Source organism: Chryseobacterium sp. SIMBA_028 (genome assembly GCF_046535285.1).
GTDB lineage: Bacteria > Bacteroidota > Bacteroidia > Flavobacteriales > Weeksellaceae > Chryseobacterium.
Window position 1 is genome coordinate 19,462 of sequence record NZ_JAWRWZ010000022.1, and the last position, 25,367, is coordinate 44,828.

Here is a 25,367-nt window from a genome sequence, read left to right on the forward strand (position 1 = left end):
GATATGTTAGTAAAAAATTTCATAAAAATTCATAACTCTTTGAAATAAAGAGGAATGTTCTCTTATGAAATCATAAAATTGGTTTTATTATATTTGTAATTATAAAGATTTTTTGTTGATGATTTGTCAACAATGATATGTTGTCTCTATAATTATTAGAGATAAAGGGATAATCCGGCTTTTCAAAAGGCATTAGCCTAACATTGGTTAAGTTTTTCATTGCATTTAGTGTTAAAATATTAATATGCGATTTTATGATAAAACATTAATACAATAGCTATAAATAGTTATTATTTGTTATGAATGAATAAAAATAATAAAATTACACTATATCTTTAACCATAAATGAAATTTAATAATGATTTTTTAACAAAAAAATATTGATTGTTCAAATGCTATTAAAGTATGCGATTTATTTTCTTATTCATTGTAAACATGCCGGCACAATCTGTGTAACTATAATTATAACTAATTATAGTTAAAGAAATGTTAAGCAAAGATAGGAATAAAAAATAAAATATTTCAAAAAGTAGAGATTTGTTTTTTTTATATTACGAAAAGATAACATAAATAATTACCCTTTAAAATCCATAAAAAACGGGTGCCTTAAATTGGAAAAAATGATTATCAAATTTGTATGAAATTGATTTATATGGTATTATTAACCATTGTGGGAATTATTTCACTTTCTTAATGGTGAATTGTTCTTCGCGAAGGAGTGAATTAAAAAAAAGGTAACTTGATGAAAGAGTATTGAAATTATTACGGAATTATGAAATGTGAACATAAAAAAAGCAGAGAAAGGCTGCTTTAATTTATAAAAAACGTTAAAAAATAATCATAGTATGGAGTTTCCACGAGGGGATAGGCGGATCCAAATAAGTTAATTTTCGGGTGTTGAATTTATTTAATAGAGTAAATGAAATTAAAAAATACTCAGATTATACTGCTTTACAAGGTCTAAGATCATATGATATCCTGCCAATGAATTTCCATGTTGATCTAAGGCCGGACTGAATACTCCGATACCTATTTTCCCCGGAACACTTACGGTAATTCCACCGCCAACTCCGGACTTGCTCGGAAGACCTACTGTTCTTGAATATTCTCCACTGAATTCGTACATTCCTGCAGTCAGCATTTGAGATTCTATCAGTTTGGCAATTTCTGCATTTTTATAGGTGGAGTCTCCATCGAAACGAACGCATTGATTGGCGAAGAAATAACCAATTTTAGCCAGGTCTTCTGCTGTTAGTTCAATGGAGCATTGCTTAAAATAATTATCCAATTGATCTTCATTTCCGGAGATCAAGCCATTGTTTTTCATCAGATAGAACATTCCACGGTTACGATGCCCTGTAGATTTTTCAGACTCATAAACAGACTTGCTATAATCAATGGTAGAGTTCTTGGTAATATATCGAACCATATCCAGAATCTTAAGGAAAGGCTTTTCTCCATCTCCGGAGATGAGAGAAGTGGTAAGGATTGCTCCTGCATTCATCATCGGATTAAGTGGTTTTCCTGTTGTTTCTAGGTTTGAAAAGTGATTAAAAGGTCTGTCAGAACCAAAATAACCCATTTTATCAAAAACATTGGCTTCACCTTTTTCGTTTACGGCAACCATTAGTGCAATGATCTTGGAGATACTCTGCATGGTGAATTTCTTTTGAACATCACCGGAATTAAAGACTTTACCGTTTTTATCTACTACTGAAAAAGCAATAGCTTTAGCATCCATTTTTCCCAATTCAGGAATATAGTCGGCAACTTTACCCTGCGTATAATATGTTCTGTTTTTTTCAAGAATACCGCTTAAGGTTTTTTCAGAAATTGTTGAAATATCTGCTGTTTTCTGAGCATACATTACAGTATTTAGAGATAAAAACCCTGCAATAAGAATTCCTTTTGCAGAAAATAAAAAGCTATTTTTTTTCATGTAGAATATTTTCGAATAAAAGTTTAATGATAAGCCTTAAGGAACAAAGATAAGATATTTCATTTTTTTGTAGATCATTCTTCTTACCCTTGGTATTTATTTCACTAATTCAAAATTCTTGTAGAACAATTTTCCGTGTTGCTCAAGCATATGGGTTTTGTCGTTTTCTATTTTGCCATCTACGGTATTAATATAATAAAGAACATATTTTTTATTGACAATGGCTTCTTTATTTTTACGTGAGAGGTTTTTGACGATCTCTAGCTTGTTGTTGTTTTCAAAATTACCCATGAGTAAAATCTGTTCAGAGAAATTTCCTATATGAAAAATTCCTGGTGTGTCTTTGGAAAGTATTTCTATTTTTTTTATCAAGTTGTTGCAATATTCTAATTCCTGATTTTCATAAATTTCATTCACAAATACCATTCCTTTAAAATCTACTTTCTTTGTATTGATATGAATGAAAAAGGGAGAAATAAGTAATCCGTATAATACAATATTCATCAGTTTCTGATGTACTATTTTTTGTAAAAGAATAAGGACGAAAGGTATTGAGGGAATTAAATATCCTGCTTCCAATGGGTATTTTATAAAGAAAATCAAATTGGATACTATCATGATTATACAGAATAGCATGAAGGGATCCTTGTATAGGTCTTTGATGTTTTTAAAACCCTCTTTGAAGAGTTGTATGATTAAGGCTAGGATATGGCTGCTATTCCCAAAGCTCCATATACATGCAGTGTTCCTAAACTCAGTAAAGTGGGGTAGGAAACTTCTGAAGCTCCAGAACTTTGTACAAAATGAGTTCCATATTTCAGAATAACAGGTAAAAAGAAAATACAGATAAAAAGTAGGGATAGTATTGAGAACTGAAGAACCTTTTTTATATTTTTTTCAGCATAATAGTAGGTGAGGAATAGAAAGGCAGGCAGGAAAATAATGTTATTAAACCTTGTGCTCACAATCAATCCGAAAAATAAGGCGGCTACCCCAAGTCTTTTATTCAGGATGGAATAAACGGAGGCGAGTAAAAAAAACAATGACCAATTGTATTCCATTGCTACCGTGCTGTTTATATAGATAATCGGTATAAAGGCAAATACTATAGATATGAAAAAGGAAAGCTTTATTTTAAAGAATTCCAGAATCCTGAAAAAAAAGAGGCAGCAGCCAACGGTAAATAAGACAGACAGCAAATTGATGTACCAATAAGGCCTGTCATATACTAATGAATAAATAAACTCCGAGAAAGGATATCCGGGAAAGCGTGAAACGTTGTAAACGTGTTCTTCATGCCATACTTTTCCGGTATAGACTTCCCTCCAGGCGTCTAAGTCAGAACCCAGGCTGTTGAAAATAAAAGGCAATCGCGAAAGTACTACCACTAAAGTTATTATGATTTCCTTAAAATATCTCAGCATTATACCTGTGCTTTGTTTTTTTAGCAAAATAAGTTCTTTTTACTATATAAAGTCAATAATTTTAAGATTTATCTACAGATGTTTGGGGTGGTTTTACATTTTAGACTGAGATAAAAGTAATATACTAATTCTGTATATTTGAGGACAAACTAATACCGTGAAAAACTACTCTAAACACAAAACGAAAATCTATTTCGAACATTACGCTGGGTTATTTATTTTTAACATTCCAAAAAGTAGGTGGGGATATGAAGAGTAGCTTATATGTACTGTTCATTGTAACTTTCGCTTTTATTTTTTTATCCTACAAACCTTATGGTGTCTCCAGTATTGAACAAAGTTCATTGATTGTCATCGTTTTATTAGTAGGTTTGTTGGTTTTGGTATCTATTTTATATTACAAAGCAAGAAAGAAGAATGAAGAGCATGAAAACAGAGCCCATGAACTAGCCGTATTATTGAATGAGCTTAAAGATAACAATATAGAAGATTCCATTTTCTATGAAGAGGATAATGTAATCATTGACAATACTGTTGCAGATCATTTATCTAAAAAAATTCCTGAAGAGATTGTCCAGAATATTCTTCATGAACTCACGAACTTTGAAATTAAAAAACTCTTTTTAGAAAAAGGAATTACCCTGAGCAGTCTTGCAAAGGAGATCAATACCAATCGTTCTTATTTGTCCATTGCTGTTAATTCTCATAAGGCTAAAAACTTTACGGCCTATTTGAATGATCTGCGGGTGAACTATGCCATTGCCCAAATTACTGAAGACTCAAAACTTCGTTCCTATAAAATAAGTGGAATTGCTGATGAGCTAGGGTATAATAACGAGCAGGCATTTTGTATTGCTTTTAAAAAGAAAACAGGGACAACGGTAAGTGCATTCATAAAAGAAATTAATAATACTGAGCATAATCTGGAAAGTAAAAAAGGATAATTTACAAGTGATTAAGTCCATTCATTATTCCTTAGACGGATTTGAGGATCTTTAATACAGACTTTTTTTTAATTCATTTACAGGCTTTTGATAAATTCCGAGTTTTGTCTTTTGTTTTTTCTGATTCTCAACTTTCAATTGGATTTCCTGATGTGTTTATAATGTGCTGATTGTGAATGTTTTTGTTGTTTTGTTTTTCATTTTTCATTTATAGATTTATAAATCTATAAATATCAGTATCTAATAAAATACCTTACCCATCTATATTTGAGACAACAATTTTTTGTTAGCGGAAACCGAAAAGCTTATAGAGTAGGAATTTTTTTTAAAAACAATTACAATGAAAAAATTAACACTAGACGACTTTAAGAAAAGAGCAGAGTCTATGGATGGGAAAAAAGTTTTATCAACTATTAAAGGAGGACTTGCAGGACCAGATGATTGTCACGGTTGTCCAACTCTTGAAGATAAAATTCGTGCAGTAATTAACGATGAGTTGAAAGGACAAAACTAAATAACAAGGACTGTTTTTACAGTCCTTTGTTTTAGATAAACAGTAAAATAATACAATAGAAATGGTAGCATTAATAGAAAGATTAGCATCAGAGGGAAATCAAAAAATGCTTGAAGCAATAAAGTTTTTGCTTTATAATGATAATGAAAATATTTTTGAAGTTCTTGATTTTGAGAATGATTTGATCTATAAGGAGCCATTTTTATTTACCTATTTTAATGTTGATGAATTTACCAATTTAGATTCAGTGCTGTTTCCTTATTGTGATAAGCAGGATTTAAAACTAAAAACGGATGCTTACGGCAGATTTTATATTCCGCAAAAAGGATGGTTTACCACCCCTTGCATTTCTGAAGAGCTTACCATCAGCAAGCCTCATTATGAAATTTTCTTAAACGGGGATAAGGTCGAATATATTTTTGAAGGGATAGAATATGTAGATGATACTAAAATTGAACTTCTGAAATATCCACTACCTTTTCTGGAACCTCTCTTTACAGATGCAGATTCTCAGGTAGTGCCTGTTGAAATCAGTAAAGTAACACAGGAGCAGCGGGAAAATCTAGCGAAAGCGTATCAGCTTATAAAAAAATATAATCCAGAATGCTTTGAATTGCTTGAAAAGTTTGCCTTTAAGTGTGTGGTGTTTAACACTGATTTTATGAATAAAAATTCTTTTTCTCATAAATATGCTCATGGACTTGCTTTCTATAACTCCTATCAGGAAGATTATGATGAAATATTCTTTATTGATGATATTTCCCATCAGTCTGCCCATGTTATTTTAACCAATATACTTTTTGAGAATGATAATTTCTTTAAAATTGATAAAGAAACATCATTGCAGGAATTATTAATAGGAAAGAATATTGATGTTGTAGAAACCAGAACGTTGGAGGTAGTAGTGCATGCATTGTTTACCTATTATTTTATTTTTGATAACTTAGACAAGATGTATTCAAATGTTGAGCTAAGTCCCAGACAGGAGCATGAAGTTTTAGGGAGGATTTCCATATACATCCTTAAATGTCAGAATGATTTATTGTTATTAGAGCATTTATTTGGGAAAGATGAAAATATATTTTTTGAATATGGAATGTTTATTTTTACAGAAATGAAAAATAAGTTGCTGGAAATGAAGAATAAATATAAGGATGTTTATCAATCCTATGATTTCAAGGATCATCCTTATAACTTTACCTATCAACAATTTGCTGAAAAAAATCCGATATGAGAATCCTCTTTTTGTTTGCTTTCTTTCCGATAATCATGTTTTCACAAAGTAGTACCATGACAAAGGGTTTGAATGATGAACAAAAGAAAGTCTTCCTGAATCTGATCAAGGAAGATTCCAAGGTTTCTATTTTTTCTGTTCAACACCAGCAATATCTGGATTCTATCCTTGCTATTTTACCTAGAGAAGCCTTTTTCTGGCAACAAAAAGCAATGCCTTTGTTCAAGCAAAAAAAGTATGAACTGGGAATGAAGTATCTGGATAAGGCTGTTGAGTTAGATAAAACGAATCATTATAAAGAATATCGGGCATTTATAAAGTGTTTATTTCAGAAAAATTATACTGATGCTCTCAATGAGTTTAAGGAGTTGTCAAAGGAAAATGAGGATGGTGTTGTGATGGATCATCCCTATGGATTTTGGATGGCTTTATGCTATTTGCAATTGAATCAGTTTGATTTCTCAAGGCAATATCTGGAAAAAGCAGTCTCATTCGGAAGAAAGCATAATATGGTGAATCCGTATGAAATGTTTTATTTAGGAGTTATAGAATATGAAACAGGTAACTACACAAAGGCTATAGAGTATTTTGATGTATCATTGAAGCATTATAAGGATTTTGCTGATGCCCAGTATTATAAATCTTTATCATTAGCTAAACTGAATAAAGGAATAGAAGCAAAGGCATTATTTCTGGAATCAAAGGAAAATTTTGAAAAAGGAACTTCATTCAATGAAGGGAATTCTTTGTATGAAACGTTTCCCTATCAGGTCTCACAATTTACCTATGTCTATTCAGAGAAGTTTTTCAAGTAATTTATTAGTCATAATGGGTTTTTGGGTTTTTGTTTTGAATTTTAAAAGTAATCACTGTAAAAATTTATGAAAAGAATACTACTATTTGCTGCTTTTTTACTGATGATGTCCTGCCATGGGCAAAACAAGCCAATTGGAGAATTACCTTTGGACCTGGAAAACTTTGATTTTGCCACCAGGATTTCAATGTTATTTCCCGAAAAGAATAAGAGTAAGACCTATGAAAATGCTTATGAGTTAAAAGGAGATGAATTAGGATCAATAATGTTTCAGAAAGATACAACATATGTTTTTTCAGAAGGGAGAAGGCCTCTTGGCTATGAGTATCGCCAGATCAACTGGAGCTCAGACGCTTCATTGGCTGTCTTTAGACAATATTCTTTTCAAAAAGTAAATATAGCCACCACAACGGATGGTGCCATAAAGGTGATCAATGCAGTGGCTCATGAGATAACATCGGAAGAGAACAATAAATTGCTGAAACTTTTGAGTCTAAAATATGGAACTCCAAAAAAACTAAAAGGTAGCTGGAAAGAAAATCTGGAGATCTTTGAGTGGATAAAGAAAGACAGGATTATCAGGTTTGTAACGGTTTATGACAATGAAAAGGGTACCCTTAAAATTGAAATTGAGCCTGCAAAGAGAAGTATTGCGGAGGGGAAAAAGAATCCACACCTTGAAAGTTATTTATTTATCATCAATAGTGCCTTGAAAAATGAGGTGTTTGGAAAATTAAACACAGGTGATTTTGTGTATTTAAATAATGAATAGAAGGTCATTTTTTTTCGAATTTTAATACTCTTTACAATCCCACTTATCCTTAAACTGAGATTTCAGTTCTCTTTTTTTACCATTTTGAATAGTTGGTAATTTCAATGCATCTATTTCATAATTAAATTCCATTATTTAATTTTTTTTGTGAAAATTTTATAATATTTTTCTTTTAATTACTTCATTTTGACGTGTTGTCATATTGATTTGGTTGAATTTTTTCTTTAAAACTGACGGAAAAACAAAAAAAATACACTATTTTTTTTAAGAATGAAAAAATAAATTGATCTTTATAGATAACTATAAGGGGCGTGAAATAACATATAAGCATGAATATTGGTATATTGTTAATGTTTAGTGTTTAAAAGCTGTATCTTTTTCACTATTAAATGATTTTTGTGTTATTTTTTTTATTAATTTCCAAACGAAAATTAATACATTTTTAATAACCATGAAAAACACCACTTATTTGGGTAGGCATCACATTTTTAGATGGCTACTCCTGTGCTGGCTTTTAGTACCGTGGGGACTACAAGCTCAAACATTAACCCATATTACATGGAACTCTCAAGTCGGATGCCAGGAATTCCGGGGAGATAAAGGAGAAGATAGCAATATCATTGGCTCTGCAATGATTAAACCTGGCGAATGTGTCCGTGTCTGTGCGGGCAGTACTGTAAGGTACAAGGTAAATGGCGGAAATATTTCCAATATACTATGGAGTGCCCCAGGAGGAGCTGCGGTAATTGTTCCTGGTACAGGAAATACTGAAGCAGACGTGACTTGGGGAAGTCCAGGAGGCGGTGCTATACAGGCTGTTGTGACATTTACCAACGGAAATACTGAAACCCAGAACATCTGTATTGAAAAAATCAATATTCCGATTGCGGAGTTCAAACTGATGAACCTGGAAAAGCTGGCATGTAAAAATACCGAAATTCATTTTGATAATCTTTCTCAACAGAATGGAGGGGCTGATATTGTCAATTATTTCTGGGAATTTGGAGATAATAACAATAGCACTTCAACAGCTTTTGAACCCTCTTTTACATATACTACAGCTGGGCCAAAGCATATCAAATTAACGGTAACCAATAAATGCGGATGTTCCGATACTTTTGAGAAAGATATTGAGGTTCTTGAAGCTCCACCTGTACAAATCACGTGTGCCTCTGTGGTATGCGAAGGCAGTGTTGAAAAATATAGTGCGCAGGACGGATGTGAGAAAGGAGAATGGGAAGTAATTGGAGGGACAATTGTAAACCATAATGGTAATGAAATTGAAGTAATATGGGATCATGTACATCCTAGTGATGGCTTTGGGTATGTAAAGTACAAATCTGCATGCGCTTGTCCTGAATGGACTACTATTAAAATTCCAGTAATTTTAAGGAAAGTAGAAATTCAAGGAGAGGCTGTAGTATGTGCTAACAATCAGTACAAATATTCACTTCCTCAGTGGCCGACTACAAAGATTGATTGGGATGTAACAGGACCCGGAGGTGGTCAATTGACATTCAATCAACAAAGAAATGAAGTTCTCTTCACAGGAACACAACCAGGTGTTTACACGCTTACAGCTAAATATTTTAATACTTTATTATCATGTGGTGGTGAAGCAGTAAAAACGATTGTTGTAGAAGAACCTGTCGTAATAAGCGGGGGGAAAGATGAAATATGTAAAGGAGAAACTCAGTCATTTACAGCAACACCTAACGTACCTGTTGTTTGGACTGTAACATTAGGTGGTGTAGCGGTACCTGTAACACAGCCAATAGGAACAGCATCTTTTACATATGATTTTCCGGTAGCTGGTTCTTATGTAATTACTGCAACTAAACAAGGAGGAGGCTGCGAAAGTAAGCCACTATTTGTTAAAGTAATAGAAACTCCAAATACACCTTCTGGATCCATTGTCGGAGAAAGAACAGTGTGTCCTGGAAGACCTTATGTGTATACACTTACTACAGTTGATCCAGGAATGGTACCTGTATGGAGCGTTACAAACGGTACAATTCAGGGGAGTAATGCCGGAGCTTCAGTAACGGTTATATTTACTCCTGGTACTACACCATATGATGTGTCTGTACAAAACAGAACATTAGGAGTTGCAGGTTGTCTTTCTGCAGGAATAAGAACGAAAATTAAGGCAATAGACCTTAAGTCTATCAGCATTAAATCAAATTCGGGACCTTTCTGTCCAAGTAGTACACAAACATTCATTGCAAATCTGAATGGTATTGTTCCTGACTTTATGGAATGGAGCTTTGAGAGTGCTAATTTTGGAAGTTTTGCATCAGGGCAAGGAACTTCTGCTGTTACTGTAAATCTAAATGAAATTGCAGGTTCAACGAATTCTACTTATTTAAAGCTGAAGATTATCAAGTGTGGGCAAACAAGAGAGATTAAAATGCTTGTAACTAAGCTTACTCTTCCTGTCATTAACTTTACGAATGTTGGAAAGGTTTGCTTAGGTTCAGACCTTACTTTCACTGTTAATCAGGGAACGATTACTTCAGCAACAGATGTGACTTTCACTTTTAGTAATGGATCAACTCATCCAGCTAATTTTGATTTATCCGGAACATACACGTTCCCAAATAACGGATATATCCAGAATAATACGGGAGTAGATGTTTCTCAGTTGGTTACAGTTTCATATGGCGGGACTAACGGATGTACATACAAACCTACAGCAACCGCTAACTTTACTATACTTCCTGAAACGATCATTACGATTTCGCCAGTATATAATATCATGGTTTGTGATCCAGGTATGTTTGCTTATTTACTTACGGCGAACAGTTCTACAGGACTTACAAATATAGTTGAGTGGCAGTGGCAACATGATGGGGTAGATATACCGGGTGCTAACACTGAGGCTTACACAATTTCAGGAGGACCTATATTCGGAACCTACAGGGTAAGAGCTAAAGATATCAACGGTTGTGTTGTGTATTCGCAAAATGTAAATGTAATCCAGTCTTGTGGAACAGGTACGGGTTGTACAGCGCCTCCTAAGGTATCATTTACTCCACAATGGACAGCTTGTAATACCATTAAGGTAAATAACCTAAATGTGACTATTCCTCCGGATGAAATTCAGTGGGGATCTGATAGCGTACTTACTTTGGTGAGTGGACAAGGATTGAATACAGCTGAATTTAATACTAATCTTGCAGGAGCGCATATTGTGACTGTTCGTCTTAGATATGGTTCATGTTGGTACAGTTTCAATAGAGAAATAAAGAAAAATTATGAGCCTAAGTTTAATATCACTCAGGTTTGTAATGGAAGTGGGTACAATGTTACTTTATACAACACCTCTACGATATTTGATATCAATCCGGGTGCTATTGCATACTCATTTAGCGGAGCTGGGTTACCTGTTCAGAACGGACAGACGGCTACTTACAACAATCTTGCGCCAGGTACCTATACGTTTACTATGACGATGTCTGCACCGTCATTAGGAATACCACCGTGTACTGTGACGAAGACTATTACATTGAAGCCAATTCCTAACGCGAACTTCATGGTTCCGGCTTGGCTTTGTGCAGGGGAAGTGAGTACTTTCTCTCCAATAAATTATGACCCTGCTAATACATATACTTGGTTCTTTGACGGAACCTCTTATGTAGCTCCAGGGCAGAACGCTCAGATTACATTTAATTCAGCTGGTCCAAAAACCATCAGATTAGAAATTACAACCCCTCAGGGATGTCATTACAGTTCTGGAGACAAAAATATTAGCGTATTAAGTGCTGATTTTGGTGGTAGCCTTTCTCCATCAAGCCTCACCGCTTGTGAAGGAAATGCTCAGCCTATTGTATATAATCCAACATTAGGTTTCCCATCTAGTTATATCTGGATGAATGGTTCTGTACAGGTACCTGGAGCGCCTAACTCAATATCTTTCACTCCTACACAATCAGGAAGCTATTGGCCGGTACTTGTATCAGCACAAGGTTGTAAAGATTTTAGTATGAGCCGTAATCCGGCAATAGTAACCCTGAAAGGTGCTCCATTTGTTAGCATATCAGGAAAATCCAATATCTGTGCAGGAAGTTCTGTAACATTAAATGGTATTGTCACTGATAATACATTGCAGTATCAATGGAGTAATGGTTCTTCTGTAGTTGTGCCTTGGACATCTACGCCATATCCAATCACTTATACTACACCAGGATTATCAGCAGGTACTTATAATTATACCTTAGAAGTTCGTTATCCTGGAGTTGGAAGTTGTGTTGCATCTAAAACATTTACAGTTGTGGTTAGCAATCCGCCGGCATGGCCTATTGTAGCATTTGCTAAAGAAGACTGTCAGCCATACAAAATCAGGTTAACAGCATCAGGACCAACTGCAGGAGATTATAACTGGAGTAACGGAATGACAGGTCAGTCTATTCTTGTAAATGAAGGAGGTGTGTATGAAGTAATCTATACAGCGCCAAGTGGGTGCAAGGTATCTGGTCAGGTAACTGTACCATTAAGTATTGAAAGCTTAATGTGGGTATTCCCTACAGGTTGCTACGATGAGTGTAAAAGCAAGGATCGTTATATCCTAGGACCAAAAGGAATTTTTGATTCTCATCAATGGCAGCTGTTTGGAAATCCTATCCAAAGTGGAGTTAATGACATTATCCATCCACTATATTTTAGTGTATTAGGAACTTATAATTTACAGATAAGCCAACTTGGATGTACATTTAAGTCAGGGCCAATGAACTATTTCCCAGGTAAAGAATGTGGAATAGAGACAGAGTGTAGATTGAGTTCTGAAATTGTATCATTCAAGTGGGATGGTGATCATTATAATGTTCACGGAAGCATCTTCAATGGAGGTAACCAAGCAGTAACGCTTACGGTTTCCAGTCTTAATGGATATGGAGCTTACTTCCCATCTATTATTACGATTCCGGCAGGGGGTACTTACGATATGAATGCTAATCCATTGGCGTTCTATCCAAATGTTAATTTCCCAGGAGGAACTGATGATATTCTGTTCATGGGTCAGGGAGATTGCAAGCTTATTGCTCAGGTTGGTGTTATCGGTAAACCTGCTCCAACAAAAACTGAAAGAGTAGTAGGGGTAACTTCAGCTTCATCTCTGAAAATAATGCCAAATCCTGCAAAGGAAAAAGTGAAAATCTCGTATAATACCGGCAATGAAAAAATGCTGGCAAAACAGATTACGGTTTTTGATGCCATGGGCAATATCAAATTCCGTAAGGAACTGAAAATATCTTCCGGTGAGGTAGAAGTAGAAGTTTCTAACTGGTTGCAGGGTGTTTACATTGTCATTGTACAAACGGGAGACACCTCGTTGCAAGGCAAACTGATTAAAAATTAATCAACTATTTAAATAAACAGTGTTCTCTTCGGAGGACACTGCTTTTTATAATATGTAATAACTAAATGAAATTTTATGATACAATCTAAAAGCAAATTATGGATACTGTTTTTGATGTTGCCGTTATTATCCTTTAGCCAAAATTACCAGTGGCAATGGGCAAAGCAGGCCGGTGGACAAACGGGCAATGACTCAGATTTTTTTAATTATTTAAATGATGAATCCATAAGAGATATTGTAGTGGATAACAATAATAATGCTTATTATTTGGCAAGTATATGGGCACAAGGGCAAAATTTAGATGGCACACCCGTGACCAGCTATGGACTCCGTGACCTTCTTCTTTTCTCTACAGATTGTCAGGGAAATATAAGATGGTCAAGAACCATAGGTGGTAGTGGATTCAATGAATTTGCCTGGAACATAGAGGTCGATAATAATGGCGGATTATATATAATGGGGCGCTTTCTTAATGAAGCATATGCTAGCGATCCAACTTCTATTCCTATACACTTTGATGATTCTCATGCCATGCCTTTTATTAATTTTGTTGATCAGAATACCGTAGATGCGGGGAGTAAAACAGGTCATTTGTTGAAATTCAATACAGCTAATGGTGCATTGGCGTGGAGTAAGCCTTTGCAGGGAGATGTAAGCCTGGCTTTACGTCAATCTGATACTCAAATGATGTATATGGATTCTTCCAAAAATATTCATGCCATTTTAGGTTTTAGAGCAGGAACTCATTTAGATGGGTTGATTACAGTACCAGCTAGCTATACTACATCATATCAATATTATTTAGTTAAATTCAATTATAATAATGGGAACATGACACCAGCCACTCCCTTATTGCTTCCCATCACAGGAGACTTAAGTGTAGGAGTAGCAGATGGAAAAGTGAATTTGATGTATGATGAAAGTTTAGACCGTTACTATCTTGCAGGCAAAAGGATGTATGGAGATTATAGTAGTACTCTGGCAAGCTTTTCATACAATAACATTGCGTTTACAAAAGATGCCTATCTACTGGCTTTTAATGGTAGTAATGGATCAGAGTTGTGGAGAAAAGAATTTACTACAGATTTACCGAACTTTATGGATGACGAAATTCATTCCATTATAAAAGATACAAGTTCCTCAGATATTTATATTTCAGGACGTTATTACACAGGAACTACTGCCGCTACTTTTGGAAATTATACCTTTCCGGTACCATCTTATCAGGGGCAGGTGCCTTTTGTTATGAGGCTTACTGCAGATGGAACAGTTAAATGGACGAAAATTCCTGATGGTTTCACAAATTCCGTCGGATATCGTTTTATGAAAGGGAAAATTGTTCTTAACGGAAACGAAATCGCATTTGCCAAGGCAAGTAAGAGTGACATCTGGGGAAGTTACTCCATGGTACGTCCTAATGGAGACTTGTCAGATCCTTTACTGGTGCGTCTTAACAAAGATAATGGAGCTGTAATAGGAGCAGAGGAAATCCATAGTAATTTTGAAGTTCAGGATGAATTTACAGCGATTGCCGTAGATAAGGATGGTAATTATTTATTGGGAGGTTTTTTTCATGATCAGTTATTTACCGCTTCCAATGATAATGTAAATACCATGACTGTTAACGTAACGGAAGGTAAATCCCAGTCTTTTTTTGCAAAATATGCCAAGTCTGCTTGCAGCCTGTCTGTAGTAGAGACTTCATCTTCTCAGGCTGGAATACAGGTGTATCCAAACCCTGTGCAGGATGTTCTTTATATTAAAAGCAAGGAGCCTTTGGTTTCCTATGAAATTTATGGCGCTACGGGGCAATCTGTAAAGCAGGGAACTTTAAGTATGACTCAGGAGCAATTAGTATTATCCTCTCTTCCAACAGGAGTTTACTATATTAAGCTTAAAACAAAATCTGCAACAATAACAGAAAAAATCATGAAGAAGTAATTTCTTTTAATTCAAAATACATGATTAAAAAAATCAGCGGTCTCCTTGGAGACCGCTGATTTTTTTTTAGATATAAAAGGATAAATTAATACATTTCCTCACTATAGATTTTCTTTCCAAGATAAAAAAGTTCATGCTTTTTGAGGTTAATGTTATCTTCAAAAATGTCATGAACAAAATTAACCAGTTCATTTATTTTTTCTCTTTGAGTAATTCTGATCCTGGATTCAAAATTAGTGGTAAAGCCACTTTTAGTGTAATTTAATGATCCGAGGTAAGCAATTTTTCGGTCTATTACATAAATTTTTGAATGAACGAATTTGTTGTCGTACCGGCTATTTCGTACATACTTGAAGTTCAGAATTTCAGAATAATGATACGTGTAGATTTCTGTTTTTTCAACGGCAGCTTTCATTTCCCAACATTTATAGAATCCATAAAAAGATCCAAGAGAAACAAGTATAGCCAGAAAATTATTAGAATCCATCAGGTCATCTATCACATGCATCCCGAAATAAATGAGTGAAAAAATTCCCAGGCAAAATAATGCGATAGAGGAGAGGAAAAGCATGTTTTTCTGGCTTTCTCTTTTCTCTTTTTTCTTTACATCGGTTACTTTATGTTGATGAATTAGCTTTCTGAGAATATCCTTGTATTGTTCTGGTCGCAGATCACTAAATGCCAATCTTACATTTACATTTCTGTTTTTTAAGGCGATGAGGTCATCCAGCTTTGTTTCATCTATATAAGGCGAAATAATCAAAACTTCCTCTTTCGCATTCAATATATCATTGTTTAATTGAGTTCCTGCATTTTGCCCAACAAAAACTTCAATCGCTTCACTGGGCTCAGTATCAATTCTAAAATAAAATCTTTTGTTTTCTTTAAACACGGTTGTATTTCTTAAGTTTTCTCCTGATCTCAGGGGGGCAAATATACATTTTTTCTTAAAAAACGGGACTTATTATAATAGGCGGTATTTGTTTTTAAGATCGTTTTCTATTCCCAAACTTACAGGTATTTTCAATGTATATTTTATGGGTTTCCGTAAAGTGAATTTATTTTAAGAGGAGTATTAATACTTATTGCTTCGAGTAATGCTCAAACCGGAGGCTCTATGAAAGGTTAAATACAGCGATAAAAACCGATAACAATATCTATACAGATTTGGCTAACCGATGTTACGGATGAAAAACAAATTTAATCTTAGCCTTATCTTCTCACCTATTCCTTATTTTTGCAGAGAATTAAGTTTCTAAACTGTTATTCTAAGATATGGACAATACACTTGCTGACAATAATCAAATTGAAATGGTTTCTAGCTTCTCAGAACTGATAAATACTGATTTTCATGGGAATAACAACGCGCTTTGTTGGCATAGGAGCCTACATGGAGATTTTGAAGAAATTGTGTCCAACCTTCAATTAAAAGAAAATGTTACAGAAGTTTCTATTGAAGACCTTTTAGAATTGAAGCTATCAGAAGATGGAAATGCTGCGCGGGAAATTATTTTGAATGATTTGAAAGCATTAACTGATTTTGGAGCATTACCATCCCTCAATTTGCTTAAAAACTATGAACGGGATGAAGAATTTGATTTTATTTCAACAGATGTGTATTCCTATCATGTAGATCGTTCACCGGTAAGTACGGATACTTTTTTATGCACCTATCATGGTGCAGCAAGTGATATTTTACCCAATGATCAGGCTGTTCAAAAGATTTTGGTTCCGGAAGTTCGGGAAAAGATTAAAGAATTGTATGATGGCCCGGAAGCAGAATTTGAAACCTTTTTGAAAGACTGTTTTTTTGATCTTCATTACGAGCCTAAACCCAATGCAGAGCCTATTAATTTAGGGATAGGACATCTTTGGCGCCTGGCAGTAGATCATCCCGCGCAGCAGGTTTTACCTTGTGTTCATAGAGCGCCTGTAGAAAACGATGGTGAATACCGATTACTGTTGATTTGTTAAACCATTTGATGAATATTTTTTAATGGCCATAGCTGACAACTCTTGAAATTTTCCAACCCTCATCGGTGTTTTTCCAAATATGAACGAATTTGAAAGTTCCACAGTTGGTCATACTTCCATTTTCTAAACGACAGAACTGATGCAATCCAGTTTGGATAGCTCCATAATCCTTAATGGGGTATACTTCCACACTCCCTGGGACAAGTACTCTTCTGGTATATGCATAATTTTTGGACACTCTCCGAAAATTATCAACAGTTTCTTCATATCCAGCCAAACCGCCAACATCATGAAAGAATTCAAGGTCTTTGGTGAAAAAAACTTTAAGTTGATCAATATCTCCTTTATTAGCCGTGTTGAAAAGCATACTGTCTTTCTCCATAATCGTATGATACAGCTCTTTGGAAACAGGTATGTAAGGTTTTGTTTGGGAAAAGACCGTTGAACCCAGTAAACAACATAGTATAATGGATAAAAATCTTATGAATGTAATTTTTTTCATGGCTTCAATGGTAAGTATAAGATTAATTGATTGAGTAAATCTAAGCATTAAATTTCCTACGGATTTAAAGTTTTCCAGCAAATTAATATGTCTAATAAAAATCAGTAAATGGACGTAACTCAAAGTAAAAGAGTATACTAGCTTTATTGTGAAATTCAACGAATGTTTTAAGAAGATAACCCGTACGTCTTTCTACCCTGGGCGACATAGGTACGTATTGTTTTGCATAATAAAAAACTCTGAAAATGTCAATCTAATTTTTATATTTGCATCTGTCGGATTTTAAATCTAAAGAGATTATAAAGATTATAATAAAAGGTCTGAAAATAAACTAATAATAAACAAAGAATACTAAGAAATGGATAAAATTAATTTATTAATTATTGTGAATATAATCTCTTTATTCATTTCACTATTTCTTGCATTTTTCCTGATTACACTTAAAACAAAGTACAAAACAAGTAATTCTCTGTTTGCTGTTTTTCTGCTATTAAATGCAATAGATATTAGTGAGCCTTTGTTTAACATGATGACTGATGGACCATCGAATCTGGGGATGTTTAGAACCACTTTCGCTTTCCTGCAAATTCCTGTCTTTTATCTCTATATAATATCAGTCTGTTACTCCGATTTTAAGTTAAAGCTGAAATATTTATTACATCTGCTTCCTTTTTTAATAGTTAATTTGGTTTTACTGCCTCGTTTTTATACTGTAGATGTAGCATCGAAGATTAGTTTTATTCAGAATCGTCAGAATATGATAGAGATCCAGTTCATTCATATTTTAATACATCTTCAGATTGTTATATACCTCATTACTGTTTTTAGAGTACTCAGAAAATCAAAGAAACTCTATCTTGAAAACTATGCAGGGAAAAGTATTAGCTCCTATAATTGGCTATTTCAGTTTACCATTGTATTGACCATTCTATATACGGTAGCTCTTTTAAAAAACATCTTCAAATTTTCTGATTATCCTTACATTTCGGAATGGATCAAAATCGGACTTTGGGTATCTTCTCTTTTTATTTTTTGTTGGTATCTATTCAAGGCATTAAATAATCCCGGTCTTTTTAGAAATATCGATTCGAAATTAAAACTTGTTTCCGAGATTGTTTCCGAAGAGAAAAGCAGTGAACAGTCAACAGTAAATGAAAAAGAATATGATGAAGAGCTCTTGAATTTGAAAAAATATATGGTTGAGAAAAAACCTTATCTTAACTCTTCACTAACTATTCAGGATATTTCTAATGAGATTGAAATTCCTGTTCGAGAGCTATCTCTTTTAATCAATCATCAATTAGGACAGCATTTTTATGATTTTGTGAATGCCTATCGGATCGAGAGTGCTATGAATATTTTAAAAGATGATACAAAAAGTAAGGTCACGATCCTTGAAATTTTGTACGAAGTTGGCTTTAATTCAAAATCTTCTTTTAATACCGCTTTTAAAAAACATACGGGAAATACACCGACTTTCTATCGTAAAAGTTTATAATTCAGTGTTTTGTAATTATTCATACTTTTTTTCGAAAGATTCGAACCTATTTTTTTGAACAAATGTGATCGATTAATTTTATTCGGTCGCATAGCTTTAATGTCTTCCACATCTTTGTATCGAAATAAATTTTTAACCAAAATACGATACAATGAAAAACGTTCTTTATTTTCTAATTCTTATGGTACTGGTTTCAAGTTGCCAGACAAGTAAAAAAGTTTTTGCTGAAAAAAGAGACTACAGTTTTCTTACAGATAGTTTAAAAGTTGATCAACAATTAGAAAAGTATAAGCTTCCGGGATTTAGCCTTGTTGTTTTTGAAAATTACAAGATTGTATATTCAAGTCAGGTAGGAGTGAAATCAATGAATTCTAATGAAAAATTAGATGTAAATACTGCTTTTTCTACAGCATCAATCACAAAGCCCATAACAGCACTTCTTTGCCACATACTTGAAGAAAAAGGGTTAATTAAACTGGATGAGCCAATTGATAAATATTTAAAAAGATGGCATTTACCAAAAAGTAAATTTACAGAAAGCAATAGCCCAACCTGGAAACAGTTTTTTAATCATACTTCGGGTACCAACCAAGGTGGATTTTCAGACTACTACGAGGGAGATGTAATTCCGACGATAAAACAAAGTCTTTTAGGGCAGATACCAAGATATGATAAGGAAATTGAGTTCCTGTTCACGCCGGGAACCGACTTTGAATACAGCGGAGGTGGATATGTAATTGTTCAAATGGCATTAGAAGATACTTTCAATAAATCGATTGCAGAATTGGCACAAGAACATCTTTTTTCACCTCTTGGCTTGAAGAATACCACCATGATACAACCCAATGAAAAAGGATTTCCAACGAATGTAGCTTCTGTTCATGATAAAGATGGAAAAGTTATTAAAAAAGGCTTGCCGATTACCCCGCAGATTGGAGCATCAGGAGTATGGTCTACTCCCACAGATCTAGCTAAGCTTTCTATTGAGATACAAAATGCTTTACGCAATAAAAATAATAAAGTGATTTCTCATCAGGTTGCCAAAAAAGTAACGGAAGTCACAGCCTTGAAAAATGCTGTTGGAGGTTGGGGTTATGGATGGCAAAAGTCTGTTGCTTATAACAACTATGATTGGTTGATGTGCAATGGGTCCAATACGGGAGTAGGAGGGAGTATTTTGGCTACTATGGAAGATGGGAATGGTTTTGTAATTCTTGCAAATGGGGAAAAGCCTAATCGTATTCCCGTGATGAACGAAGTCCGCATAAAACTTCTGACATTAATGAACTGGAATAAGAAAGTATCCAATGAAAACATTCAGGAACTCCCATTGAATTTAAAAAAGCAACTTATCGGAACATATAACGACTTTCTTTATGGGCAGGGGGCGGAAACAAGAATTGTAGAAAAGAATAACCGTCTCTATGTTGAATCTCTATTTTTGGGATATTTTAAAGGAAAAAATGCTAACGAATTGCAGTATCTGAAAAATGGGACCTTTAAAATTGTAGATTATCCGAACACATTAAAATTTGATTTCAGTAATGAAAAAGTAAACTCTGTCATCTTAACAAGAGATTCCATGAAAACAGAAGTTCAAATGATTAAAAAATAAGTCCAATATATATTTAAAAACAAAAAACTTAAACCAATAAAGAATGAATCCATTATTTTTAATTCCGGCCGTATTAATCATTGCAGGCGTAGCTTTCATGATCATCATGAATAAAAAACACAAAACTGCAAAATCAGAAATTGATTTAGATTCCGAAAGAACTAAATATAACCAATACAAACAAGAGCTTTTAGCGCAGGATTTTTCAAAACTAACACAGTGGATGGGAGGTAATCCCATTGATGCTTTTACTTCAGCATCTGTTCCCCAGTCAACAACCCATAAAATGCAGGAACTTGTAACTGACGGAATAAAAAATGTAGCATTATCCGCAATAGGTGTAAAGCTTAAACGAATTGAAACAGATTGTTTTTGGGCTTTAAGTGGAAATGATCTGCATTTTTTCAGCACCGATACAGTGGGCGAATTAGATGAACATATTGTATTTGATCATTTTAGAATAGAAACTGCCAGGCTTCAATACGGAGGGATCTTGAAATCGCAGCTAGGTGTTTATTCAAAATCATCAGAAGAATATTTGCCCAAAACACATGTTATTACTTTTGATATTGACGGAAGTTCTTTATCTCTTGAAATTCATGACAGACTGAATTATACAGTAGATCCGGAAGATATGCTTAACCTCAAAAAGCAATTAGAGACCAGAGCAAAATATCAGGTAGTCGGCGAAAAATTCGTCAAAATCTTACAAGATAAATTTCCTAACCTAAAAATATCTTAATATAACATGGGATTTTTTTCAAAATTTTTAAATGCATTTAAAAGCATACGCTTAAATGATAAAAACTCAGTAAATGGCTATTTGCTAGATCATTTGCTTGTAGGTTCAATGTATGCCGAACAACAATCGGCATACTTGAATTCTTATGAAACAGGTTTAAACAAATCCGATATTACAAAGCTAGTTGATACCTATTGGGGAATATCAGACCAAAATCAGGCTATAGAAATTCTCCAAAGTCTACACACCAGAAATCAAGATAAAAATCTTGATATTGTATATAAAGCGTTTGAAAATCCAGAAAACTATTTTGATATTTTAAGATCAAATATATCCAATGAAGACAACGTTTTTGATTACTATTTAGGTCTGTTCAGAAAATTAAGAAATGTGGTTCCTGAATTGATTGAACAGAAAATTATCACAGACTTTGTTCAGCTAAAAAAAGCAAAAGATAGTGGTTGGAATTATGGGAGAGGTGTATTTCTTGCGCGCTGCTGCTACGAATTAGATTATATTTCTGAAAAGGAACTCATAGAATATGTAGCAAAATCCCATCAGGAATTGAAGCAATATTGCAGCACGTGGAAAGAATATACAACAAGTTATATTGTTGGAAGAGCAATTTGGGGTGGGGGTAGTAATAGCGGAATGGTACAGATTGCAAATGATTTATTGAATAACAAACAAAGTCCTCTTAAAAATAGAACATACATTTGATTGGAAAAATTGTATGTTCAACACCCAAAAAGTATGAAAAACTCAAAAGCGTTATTTTTTTTAGGAATGAGTTTACTCTCTCTCAAAAGCTTTTCACAAATCAAAACGATCGAAGAGAAAGTCAGCTTAACTGAGAATAGGATGAGTCTTTCCGAAAAATTATCAAATTATATGCAGGCCCAGACAGATATCAATGGGTTTAGTGGTGCTGTACTCGTTGTAAAAAAGGATTCTTTACTTCTACGTGAGGCTTATGGATATGCAAACTACGAATGGGGGGTAAAGACAACCGTTAATACAAAATTCAGCTTGGCTTCCGTAAGCAAACAGTTTACTGCGGCAGCTATTCTGCAATTGGCAGAGCGTCAACTTTTATCCGTTGACGATCCCCTGAATAAATATTTTCCAGATTTTCCAAAAGGTGATCAGATCACAATTCATATGATGCTTTCACATATGTCAGGGCTTCCAATGGACTTTGATGAGCTTTATCTTAACCAGGTTTCTTTAAGCCAGGATCATGCATTGAATTATATTGCTCAAAACGAACTTTTATTTACGCCGGGAAAACAGACTGCGTATAGTAATATCGGGTATTATTTGTTGGCGCGTATTATAGAAAAAGTAAGTGGTAAAAGCTATTCGACATACTTGAAAGAGAATATTTTTGATTCGCTGAAAATGGATGAGACTGGCGTTATGACAAATGATGAAGTGATCCCCAATATGTCTGACCGATATATCAGGAAAGGAAAAAATTATAACAAAAATCCATATATCAATTGGATATTCAATATTGGACATGATGGGATATACTCCACAGTAGATGATCTTATAAAGTGGGATAGAGCTCTATATGGTACATTAATTTTAAGTGAAAAAACAAAGCAATTGATGTTTACCGCCTATAACGAACAAAACTTCGGATATGGTTTTCTGATCAATCCATTTTATAATCAGGGACATCAATTGATAGCCCATGACGGTGGTTTTTTCGGTGCCATGACTTCCCTCAACCGTTATACAGATGATGATTTGCTTGTCATTGTTCTGTCTAATAATCAGTCTCCCTCTTACTTGCTTGCATATGGATTAGCTGCAATGTGCTTTGGTAAAGATGTTGAACTGCCCTATCATCATCAAAAGGTTAAAAACAACGGATCTCTTTATAAGCTTTTTATAGGAAATTATGGAGATATTAAAATTCTTGAAAACAATGGAAAGCTCTATTATAACGACTTCGAGATTGAACTGTTTCCGGAATCAGATCATAAATTTTTCAGGTCAGATGATGATAACAGAACTGTTGAATTTATTAAAGATGCCAAAGGGAAATACTCTGGTATTAAATTGATTAAGGCCGGCGTGATGGAAATACGAAAAAAACAGGTTTTAAATAACAACTAGTTGCAGCAATTATCTTAATGGGATATTAGTCTCTTAATATGGGGATTTTAACAAAGCTATCGTTGTACCATTTTACTTTTAATGGTTCTTTAGCGTCTTTTATGGTCTCATCGGTTACAGTTTTACCTGTTCCGTAATTTAATTCAGAAAAAGGATTTTTATTTACATTAAGGTAGATTAATAATCTGCTTCCTTTGCTAAGTCTTTTGCTTACTAAGTGAGTATTAGAGAATGGAATGCTCTCAATTGTATTGGGTTTTAGTAATTTTCTTTGAGTAATATCATTTGCATAACTAGCCCGCCCAATGAAATAAGACAGATGAAAATATTCTCCATTCGGCATTACTTCGTATAAGGTTATACCAATATCCATATCTAGTTTGTTAATGCTGGCTTTAATGGTGCCTAGGAATGAACCATTTATCAACATAGATTCTTTTAATGGCTCACTAATAAAATTAAACCCATTGGCTGTATCAATTTCTTTCCGAATAAGAGGTTCCGGATAATAATCATTATTTGTTGTTTCTCTATCGACAAAATCAACTTCTTGCGAAAGATAATTTGTCTTAACAGGTTTCTTTGGATTCAGCGTATAGAATTTTCCAGACTTGTTGTGAGTTAAGTAGAGCGTTAAAAAGCCATCATTCATTTTATCAATTGATGGGGCACTTCGCCATTTGTTGGCACCCATTACCTCATAGTTGATTTTGTCCTTTAGAATTTCTGGTTTAGTCCCATTTTTTAAAATATAATCAAACCATTGATACGTAATTTTATTAATGTCAAACAATGCAACCGGATCTACCTTGTATTCATACAAAATACTTTCTCCGCCACTCTGTGTACCAAAATGTCCGTAAGGCCCAATGATAAGATAAGCGGGTGTTTGCGGACTATATTTTTGAAGCTCTCTTAGATAATACAATCCGGAGCTTTGCCCATCATTGTAATAACCGTCAAATGCCAAAATCGGAATTTTTATTTGTGTAAAATCCTCTTTATAGGGTGTCATTTTTTGCCAATAGCTGTCGAAAGACGGATGACTTATCCATCGTTGAAACCATTTGTTAGGAACCCCATCTATGCTGTCTAATTTTTTGTAGGCTGCCCCGGTTTCCCACCATTTGTTTTGCATTTCACGGAAACGCTTTCTGTCATTTCCGGCTATGGTATCCAGATATTTATTGTTTCCAACATAAAATGACCATTCATAATTGGGGTTTACGAAAATATTGTTTTCTACGGGTAATCCCTGACCCGGTCGTGCAGCTACTGAAGGTACAATTGTTTTGAGGGCAGGGTGTAGGGTTTTGCATGCAGCCCATTGAGTGAATCCATTATAACTTCCGCCATACATCCCGATACTTCCATTGCTCCATTTTTGTTTACTGATCCAATCAATAACATCGTAAGTGTCATTAGCATCATTTTCGTATGGAAATATTTCGTCGGGACTAAATCTTTTTCCTCTTGCATAGGCAATAACACCCACATAGCCATTGTCTACAGATCTCTTTAATGATACAATGTCTCGACCGGTATCTCTAACATATATAGTGGATTGGAGGATTACAGGTTTAGGAGTTTCATCCCCCTTTTTTCTTACAACGATTAAAGATAGGGTTGCCCCGTCTCTTGTTTTTACAGAAATGCTATCTTGTATGGTATAAATACTTTTTAAATCTTCTGATTTTGCTTTTTTAGTTTGTTGTGCTGAGCCAATAAAAAATGCCAGAAATAGAATGATAAAATTCAAAAATACTTTCATGAGTTATTTTTACTTAGTTTTTAGATTTATTATCTACTGTCCTACGTCTGAAGTTAATGGTTTTTTACATATATGAAAATAGTCTTATTACTTTTTTTAATTAATTCAAAGTAATAAGTTGATTGTAAATCGTCAGCAAAAAGTGTACTGATTTAGGCTTTCACTTAAGGAGTGTTTCATAAGAGATTAATTTTTAAATT

At 34.2% G+C, this 25,367-nt stretch carries 19 protein-coding genes; 13 read left to right on the forward strand and 6 right to left on the reverse strand.

Translation table 11 applies throughout. The annotated features are described in order from the left end of the window. Positions 1-925 precede the first annotated feature (925 nt). The 3 genes from glsA to SCA31_RS21575 all read right to left on the reverse strand — a co-directional run bounded on the left by glsA (position 926) and on the right by SCA31_RS21575 (position 3,363). Positions 926-1,939, reverse strand: a complete 1,014-nt coding sequence (gene glsA, locus SCA31_RS21565; RefSeq protein WP_410699086.1) for a glutaminase A — start codon at positions 1,937-1,939, stop codon at positions 926-928. A gap of 96 nt (positions 1,940-2,035) precedes the next feature. Then, positions 2,036-2,557: a hypothetical protein gene (locus SCA31_RS21570; protein WP_410699088.1), complete on the reverse strand. Its 522-nt coding sequence runs from the start codon at positions 2,555-2,557 to the stop codon at positions 2,036-2,038. An 83-nt stretch (positions 2,558-2,640) separates the two neighbouring features. Then, positions 2,641-3,363 (reverse strand): hypothetical protein, encoded by a 723-nt coding sequence (locus SCA31_RS21575; RefSeq protein WP_410699089.1) that lies wholly within the window; start codon positions 3,361-3,363, stop codon positions 2,641-2,643. Between the two features lie 248 nt (positions 3,364-3,611). Here SCA31_RS21575 and SCA31_RS21580 point away from each other — a divergent pair, with 248 nt between their 5' ends. From SCA31_RS21580 to SCA31_RS21610, 7 genes are all read left to right on the forward strand, one after another. After that, positions 3,612-4,307 carry a helix-turn-helix domain-containing protein gene (locus SCA31_RS21580; protein ID WP_410699091.1) on the forward strand — a complete coding sequence of 232 codons (696 nt, stop codon included), beginning with the start codon at positions 3,612-3,614 and terminating at the stop codon, positions 4,305-4,307. 340 nt (positions 4,308-4,647) lie between these two features. Then, positions 4,648-4,821: a hypothetical protein gene (locus tag SCA31_RS21585; protein WP_162926079.1), complete on the forward strand. Its 174-nt coding sequence runs from the start codon at positions 4,648-4,650 to the stop codon at positions 4,819-4,821. Positions 4,822-4,882: 61 nt separating this feature from the next. Continuing rightward, positions 4,883-6,055, forward strand: coding sequence for a hypothetical protein (locus SCA31_RS21590; RefSeq protein WP_410699093.1), 1,173 nt, complete (start codon positions 4,883-4,885; stop codon positions 6,053-6,055). Then, positions 6,052-6,870 carry a tetratricopeptide repeat protein gene (locus SCA31_RS21595; protein WP_410699094.1) on the forward strand — a complete coding sequence of 273 codons (819 nt, stop codon included), beginning with the start codon at positions 6,052-6,054 and terminating at the stop codon, positions 6,868-6,870. Before SCA31_RS21590 ends, SCA31_RS21595 begins: the two co-directional genes overlap by 4 nt. Before the next feature lie 66 nt (positions 6,871-6,936). Then, positions 6,937-7,641 carry a hypothetical protein gene (locus SCA31_RS21600; RefSeq protein ID WP_410699095.1) on the forward strand — a complete coding sequence of 235 codons (705 nt, stop codon included), beginning with the start codon at positions 6,937-6,939 and terminating at the stop codon, positions 7,639-7,641. Between the two features lie 451 nt (positions 7,642-8,092). Next, a complete protein-coding gene (locus tag SCA31_RS21605) occupies positions 8,093-12,997 on the forward strand; it encodes a PKD domain-containing protein (protein ID WP_410699096.1) in 4,905 nt (1,634 codons plus the stop codon). 75 nt (positions 12,998-13,072) lie between these two features. Continuing rightward, positions 13,073-14,938: a T9SS type A sorting domain-containing protein gene (locus tag SCA31_RS21610; RefSeq protein ID WP_410699098.1), complete on the forward strand. Its 1,866-nt coding sequence runs from the start codon at positions 13,073-13,075 to the stop codon at positions 14,936-14,938. A gap of 85 nt (positions 14,939-15,023) precedes the next feature. Here SCA31_RS21610 and SCA31_RS21615 read toward each other — a convergent pair whose 3' ends face one another. Then, a complete protein-coding gene (locus SCA31_RS21615) occupies positions 15,024-15,830 on the reverse strand; it encodes a phospholipase D-like domain-containing protein (RefSeq protein WP_410699100.1) in 807 nt (268 codons plus the stop codon). A 383-nt stretch (positions 15,831-16,213) separates the two neighbouring features. Between SCA31_RS21615 and SCA31_RS21620 the strand changes: the two genes are divergently transcribed. Next, positions 16,214-16,912 carry a DUF1826 domain-containing protein gene (locus SCA31_RS21620; protein ID WP_410699101.1) on the forward strand — a complete coding sequence of 233 codons (699 nt, stop codon included), beginning with the start codon at positions 16,214-16,216 and terminating at the stop codon, positions 16,910-16,912. Positions 16,913-16,931: 19 nt separating this feature from the next. Here the strand turns inward: SCA31_RS21620 and SCA31_RS21625 are convergent, their stop codons facing one another. Further along, positions 16,932-17,414, reverse strand: a complete 483-nt coding sequence (locus SCA31_RS21625; protein ID WP_410699103.1) for a nuclear transport factor 2 family protein — start codon at positions 17,412-17,414, stop codon at positions 16,932-16,934. Between the two features lie 358 nt (positions 17,415-17,772). Here SCA31_RS21625 and SCA31_RS21630 point away from each other — a divergent pair, with 358 nt between their 5' ends. From SCA31_RS21630 to SCA31_RS21650, 5 genes are all read left to right on the forward strand, one after another. Next, the gene (locus SCA31_RS21630; RefSeq protein WP_410699105.1) at positions 17,773-18,912 is read left to right on the forward strand and encodes a helix-turn-helix domain-containing protein; all 1,140 of its coding nucleotides are present in this window, start codon (positions 17,773-17,775) and stop codon (positions 18,910-18,912) included. A 151-nt stretch (positions 18,913-19,063) separates the two neighbouring features. Further along, positions 19,064-20,527 (forward strand): serine hydrolase domain-containing protein, encoded by a 1,464-nt coding sequence (locus tag SCA31_RS21635; protein ID WP_410699107.1) that lies wholly within the window; start codon positions 19,064-19,066, stop codon positions 20,525-20,527. A 43-nt stretch (positions 20,528-20,570) separates the two neighbouring features. Then, on the forward strand, positions 20,571-21,269 hold the full coding sequence (locus SCA31_RS21640; RefSeq protein WP_410699109.1) for a hypothetical protein: 699 nt from the start codon (positions 20,571-20,573) through the stop codon (positions 21,267-21,269). Between the two features lie 6 nt (positions 21,270-21,275). After that, the gene (locus SCA31_RS21645; protein WP_410699111.1) at positions 21,276-21,989 is read left to right on the forward strand and encodes a DUF1266 domain-containing protein; all 714 of its coding nucleotides are present in this window, start codon (positions 21,276-21,278) and stop codon (positions 21,987-21,989) included. A 33-nt stretch (positions 21,990-22,022) separates the two neighbouring features. Further along, on the forward strand, positions 22,023-23,396 hold the full coding sequence (locus SCA31_RS21650) for a serine hydrolase (RefSeq protein WP_410699113.1): 1,374 nt from the start codon (positions 22,023-22,025) through the stop codon (positions 23,394-23,396). 25 nt (positions 23,397-23,421) lie between these two features. On the opposite strand, the gene SCA31_RS21655 is transcribed toward SCA31_RS21650, so the two are convergent. Further along, entirely contained in the window at positions 23,422-25,167 is a 1,746-nt protein-coding gene (locus SCA31_RS21655; protein ID WP_410699114.1) for a CocE/NonD family hydrolase, read from the reverse strand. Positions 25,168-25,367 lie beyond the last annotated feature (200 nt).